Consider the following 6,063-nt stretch of genomic DNA (forward strand, 5'->3'; position numbering starts at 1 on the left):
ACTATGTTAGGAGATTTTAAAAATATATCTGAAAAGCATAGTTTCCTCCATAGTCTAGATGGCAGAGTAAAAACCATTGTGTTTTTAAGTACTATTATTATAGCTGCTTGCCTTACAAAATGGTATTTAGTTGCAGGGATTTGGATAGCCGCTTTGGCTATCTTTCCCACTCTACATATTCCCTTTTGGACCCTAGTTAAACGCCTTTTAATGCCCTTCAGTATAGCTTGGCTAGTTTTTTTAAGCCTCATATTTACTAATGGAAGTCATGCTATGTTTATTATACATATTGGCAATATATCTATACCAGGATATTATGAAGGTTTAAAACTAGGCTTTCTAATTTTACTGAGGATTATGACAGCAGTTACCCTAGGCTCGCTTCTTTCATTTAGTACTTCAATGATAGAAATCTTAGAGACGCTTAGACTTTGCAAGATACCAAACACTATAATAGATTTAGCCGCTATGATGTATCGTTATGTATTTATATTAGAAGAAACTGCCCACAGTATGCATAGAGCTCAAGTTAGTCGCATGAGTGACAACACCTCTTGGCTTTCAAGAGCTAAAGATGCTGGAAATGTGGCAGGTCATGTTCTCATTAAATCACTAGATCGTAGTATTAAAATTTATAATGCTATGCTTTCTCGTGGTTATAATGAAAATAGTACTAGCAGTGATTTTTATGTTGATGCTGTGCCATTCTCTCATATTGTTTATGGAGTGTTATTCGGGATTGTGCTGATAGTTTTAGTGCTGATAAATATCTTTATTTAGATTTGATAAGTAATTTTTATACTCATTGGTATGGAAGAGATTCTTTTATAGATTATTGTAGTTCAATTATAGAATAATATTATTAATTTTAATTCATAAAGTGATTAGAGGTCGAATTAGATAGGTAGACAAAATTGTACTTTGAAAATTGAATAATACGGTGTTTATAGAATAAGTAAGCCTATATATATTTTACCTGTAATAATAGATTATATATTATAATATGATATAATTTTATATGATTTAAGTTGAAATCGTAATTTATTACGATTTATTAATATACTTATTAAGGTATTACAAAAACATAAATAGATAGGATGTAGATTTATGAATAGACGAGATTTAGCACTTGCTTTATTAGTTGTAACAGTATGGGGAGCTAATTTCACAGTAATTAAATTAGGGCTTGGTGGTGTACCACCTATGTTGCTGGTTGCTTTACGATATACTTTCGCTGCCATACCTGCAATAGCCTTTGTAAAACGTCCAGAAGTAGGATGGAGATACATTATTGCTTATGGAATGACAGTTGGGGTAGGACAATTTGCTTGTTTGTTCTATGCAATGAATATAGGAATGCCAGCTGGGGTTGCTTCTGTTGTACTGCAGTCTTAGGCTTTCTTTACACTTTTATTTGCTGCAATATTATTAAAGGAAGCATTAAAAGCAATGCAAGTGACAGGTCTTTTAACAGCTGGGCTTGGACTTTATTTTATAGGTGGAAATATTGGAAGTAATGGATTATCCTCAATTCCTCTTGGAGCATTTTTATTAACACTTCTTGGAGCTGCTTTTTGGGGTATTTCAAATATAATAGTAAGGTATGCTTCCAAACAAAGTGCTTCCCGTGGGAAAAAGCTTGATATGTTGAGTCTTGTGGTATGGTCAAGTCTTGTACCTCCACTACCTCTTTTGGCTTTTGCTATGATGTTGGATACACCAAAAACATTATTCAATGCAGTAAGTAACTTGAATGCCCTATCTGTGTTTACAGTGCTTTATCTGGCATTTTGTGCAACATTATTTGGTTTTTACACTTGGAGCGTATTACTCGCAAAGTATCCTGCAGGCAAAGTAGCTCCACTTTCCCTGCTTGTTCCTATAACAGGCCTGATTACAGCGCAGATTGTTCTTGGTGAACAACTTTCAAAAATGCAATGGTTAGGCGGTATGGTAATACTTCTAGGGTTAGTAATATCTAATTTTTTTGGTTCACTAATACAGCGCATTTTTAAGACAAAAGGTGCATAATGTTCTTTTTAGACGTAGCAACAGCAACAATAAGAACAAAATATTTTATAAAAACACCGTATTAAATTCAAGAATTCTACGGTGTTTTTGTTCGTACTTCAAAGATTAATAGAAAGGAATTCAACTATGGAACTTATAAATGTATCTAATGTCACCTATACTTATACCGATGGCCACTCAGCTCTAAAAAATATTAACCTTAATATTAATAAAGGCGACAGAGTTGCCATTCTTGGCCCCAATGGCGCTGGAAAATCTACACTGTTTCAGCTTTTCAACGGTCTCCTTACCCCTACTTCTGGTACAGTTAACATAGGAGGCTTAACTACTACTAAGAAAAATTTACCTGCCATTCGTAAAAATGTAGGTATGGTTTTTCAGGATTCAGACGATCAGCTATTCAATTCCACAGTAAGGCAGGAAATTGCCTATGGACTTATGAACATGAAAATATCTGGAAGTGAACTGGAAGATTCTATAAACTGGGCTCTTAAGGTTGTTGGAATGTCTGACTATATAAATAAAAGTCCTCATAATTTAAGTGGGGGTCAAAAAAAGAGAATAGCTCTTGCCAGTGTACTAGCTATGAAACCTGAGATTATGGTACTGGATGAACCTACCTCCGCCTTAGATCCAAAAGGTGTTAGTGATCTTTTAAATTTACTGAACTCAATTAATAAGGATTTAGGTATTACTCTTATTTTTGCTACTCATGATGTGGATATAGTTCCCCTTCTTGCAAATAGAGTATATCTTTTAAATCAAGGAGAGGTTATACTATCCGGAACTACAGAAGAGGTATTCAGTCATAGAGAAACTATTCGAAGCATTAATCTTCGTCTCCCTAGGGTGACACATCTAGTTGAACTCCTTGTAGAAGAAGGATTAATAGAAACGGACGAATTACCATTAACTATAGAACAAGCTAAAAAACTTTTTGAAAAAGTCATTAAATAACTGAGAGTGCCCTATATATTTTCCAATAATAAATTAAATTGCACCCCAGGGGTGTAATTTATTACTTAACTTCCATAATTTACACCCCTGGGGTAGCCTTTGAGTTATAGCATTCTTTTAGCTTGATATTCATGTGTTGATACCCCATTTATGGTAAAAAATCAAATTTTAATGGACTTCTCTCTACTAATCTAGGATAATTATATTTTGGGTAGCCTACCATAACAGCTCCAGTTATTTTTTTATCTTTAGGTATATTAAATAATTTAAGCATTGGAGAATCGTCTTTAAGAGCAATCCTTTCAAATACACCTGCCCAGCATGAACCTAACCCAAGAGTTGGTGCATACAACTCCATATATGCCAGTGAAAAAATAGAGTTTTCTCTCCCTCTTTGGAAATCTGCATCCGCAATTGCCAGCACAAGACTAGGTGCTCCTCGTAAAATAGTATCTACTCCCTTTTCAGTATACCCTTTAATAAAATCATCAAATTTTCCACTCAATGCCTTATCATTTTTTAATTCCTCGGCAGTAATTTTAACAGCTTTATCAAGTATTTTTCTATCATCTATGATAATATAGGATACGCCTTGTAGATTATGTCCTGTAGGTGCATAATGTGCTATATTAACAAGTTCTGCTAACTTTTCTCTTGGAACTGAAGTTTCTTTATAAGATCGTATTGAACGTCTTGAACGAAGAAAATTTTCTGCTTCTTCAGGACTTAATTTTGGAAATTTTTTTGAACTTTTTTGATTGGCCAGTGGTGTTTTTACATTATCCATAGCTTCTTTGGGACAAACGGCTACACAATGCCCACAGGCAATACATTTTTCGGGGCAAATATCTTCTGGGCCATTTTCCCCAATTCTTAATACCTGCACGGGGCACTCCTTTACACAAATTCCGCATTTGATACATCTTTCTTGATCTACAGTTATTAAATTCATTTTTTATCCTCCTCATAATCTTCTGATCAATGAATTTTTACTCAGTGGAAGTTTGTACTTATACTGAGTTTAGATGAATTATCCAGTGACGTGTCGCTGTTATCTCCAGCTTTAGAAAGTTAGATTATTACAGTGGCTAGTCATCGGATAAAGTTTAAATTTATAAAATTATTTTGCAGTTTTATGCACAATAACTGCTATAATTTGAGTTACTATTCCAAAAATACAAACTCCATACCATCCAAAGTGTGAGTAGCTGTAAGATCCCAGAAAAGAACCTAATGCTCCCCCTAGAAAAAAGCTTACCATATATACAGTATTAATTCTGTTACGCATTTCTTCATTTAAAGAATGTACTCTGGTTTGATTGGAAACATTACCGGATTGAACTCCAAAATCAAGTAATATAACTCCTAAAACCAATCCCCATACTTTAAATCCAAATAGAATAAAGAATATATAAGAAATTATTATAACAACTAAACATATTCCTGTAACAAATCTAGAGCCTTTCTTGTCAGCTAATCTCCCCACCAATGGAGCGGCCAAAGCACCGCTGATTCCAACTAATCCAAATAAGCCTGCTGCCTGGGGTCCCATGTTGTAATGAGAGCTTTCAAGTAAAAATATAAGTGATGTCCAGAATGCACTGAAAGCTGCAAACATCATAGCTCCATTAATAGAAACTTCTCTTAAAACTGATTCGGTTTTTATTAATTGTATCATTGATTTTAATAAGTCAATATATTTAATGTTAGAAACAGGTTTACTTACTGGTATTAATTTTCTTAAAGCTATCATAAGAATTATCATCATAATTGCTGCAATAACATACACTACTCTCCATCCTAAGTATCCACCCAAAATACCACTGAAGGTACGTGATACTAATATACCAATTAATAAACCACTCATTACTGTGCCTATTATTCTACCTCTCTCCTTTGGATCTGATAATTGAGCGGCCAAAGGTATAATAAGCTGAGGAATAATTGACGTAAATCCAACTGCAAAAGAAGAAATTATAACCATTAATATATTATGAGAGAAAAACATACTTATAAGAGATAGTATTGAAAATAAAAGCATTATAGTTATTAAATTTCTTCTTTCTTTTATGTCTCCAAGGGGTAATATAAATATCATCCCAACTGCATATCCTATTTGTGTGAGCATTGCTGCAAAGCCCACACTAGTTTCACTGACATTAAATGTCTTAGCTATATCTGCAAGAAGCGGCTGTATATAATATAAGTTTGCTACAGTGAGCCCACAAGCTATAGCCATAACCATAATCAATAAATTACTTAGTACAGGTTTATTTTCCACAAAATCATTATTTAAGTTTTCCATAATCTCCACTCCTTTTAACGAATAAAATTGGTAAATATTTTTTCTTCTCTTTCAGGCTTTTTTACAATTCCTTCACCGTTTTCTACCAGCTTCATAAGCCACGCCATATTTTTACCAAGTATCCTCATTATTTGAACTCCTTCTTCGTCCTTCATTGCCTCCCCTGGTGTTGTACCATTAATAACATTCCAATAGTTTGAAGTAGCCATAAGCATTTCAGAATGATTAATGTAGTTGTTTAACTGATCGAAGGTTGGAATTCCACCTGCACGTCTTACTGCTACGACGGATACACCAACTTTATGTCTTAACATACTATCGTTGGCCTCTGCCACACGAAAAGATCTATCCAAAAATGATTTCATTGATCCAGCAATTGCTGAATAGTGAACCGGTGACCCTAAAATTATTCCATCAGCTTCTTTCATCTTTTCAATCCATTCATTAACTGGATCAGTAGTAATAACACATTTTCCATTTTTATTTTTTGTACAATTTTTACAAGCAATGCATCCTCTAATAGGTTTATTGCCTACATGAATTATTTCTGTTTCTATACCTTCTCTCTCAAGTTCATCAATAACTATTTTTATTCCATGATAAGTATTTCCTGCTTTAGCAGGACTTCCGTTAAAAGCTACAACTTTCATTAAAAATTCCTCCCTTTATAATCTTCACCTGACTAACTTGGCGTAAGTCTCCAACGCACTCTGTGAAAGTGATTCGCACCAAATTAAAATTTGGGCTCTCTACTTTTATTCAAGTGGGAG

The 6,063-nt window shown here is 34.0% G+C and carries 6 protein-coding genes and 1 pseudogene; 4 read left to right on the plus strand and 3 right to left on the minus strand.

Features of this window, described 5'->3' with window-relative positions:
* The first annotated feature begins 3 nt into the window (after nt 1–3).
* The 4 genes and pseudogenes from cbiQ (at nt 4) to RH99_RS09335 (ending at nt 2,988) form a co-directional block, all read left to right on the plus strand.
* Nucleotides 4–780 carry a cobalt ECF transporter T component CbiQ gene (gene cbiQ / locus RH99_RS09325; protein ID WP_010236934.1) on the plus strand — a complete coding sequence of 259 codons (777 nt, stop codon included), beginning with the start codon at nt 4–6 and terminating at the stop codon, nt 778–780.
* A 327-nt stretch (nt 781–1,107) separates the two neighbouring features.
* Entirely contained in the window at nt 1,108–1,395 is a 288-nt protein-coding gene (locus RH99_RS19725; protein WP_243441478.1) for an EamA family transporter, read from the plus strand.
* A 24-nt stretch (nt 1,396–1,419) separates the two neighbouring features.
* Nucleotides 1,420–2,031: pseudogene (locus RH99_RS19730) on the plus strand (EamA family transporter); the annotation flags it as partial.
* 126 nt (nt 2,032–2,157) lie between these two features.
* The gene (locus RH99_RS09335) at nt 2,158–2,988 is read left to right on the plus strand and encodes an energy-coupling factor ABC transporter ATP-binding protein (protein WP_010236935.1); all 831 of its coding nucleotides are present in this window, start codon (nt 2,158–2,160) and stop codon (nt 2,986–2,988) included.
* A 148-nt stretch (nt 2,989–3,136) separates the two neighbouring features.
* Here RH99_RS09335 and RH99_RS09340 read toward each other — a convergent pair whose 3' ends face one another.
* The 3 genes from RH99_RS09340 to RH99_RS09350 form a co-directional block, all read right to left on the minus strand.
* Entirely contained in the window at nt 3,137–3,940 is an 804-nt protein-coding gene (locus RH99_RS09340; RefSeq protein WP_010236937.1) for a nitroreductase family protein, read from the minus strand.
* 168 nt (nt 3,941–4,108) lie between these two features.
* Nucleotides 4,109–5,293, minus strand: a complete 1,185-nt coding sequence (locus RH99_RS09345) for an MFS transporter (protein WP_010236939.1) — start codon at nt 5,291–5,293, stop codon at nt 4,109–4,111.
* A gap of 14 nt (nt 5,294–5,307) precedes the next feature.
* Nucleotides 5,308–5,943, minus strand: coding sequence for a flavodoxin family protein (locus RH99_RS09350; RefSeq protein WP_010236941.1), 636 nt, complete (start codon nt 5,941–5,943; stop codon nt 5,308–5,310).
* Between the last annotated feature and the right edge of the window lie 120 nt (nt 5,944–6,063).

Source organism: Clostridium arbusti SL206 (genome assembly GCF_000246895.1).
Classification (GTDB): Bacteria; Bacillota; Clostridia; order Clostridiales; family Clostridiaceae; genus Clostridium_I; species Clostridium_I arbusti.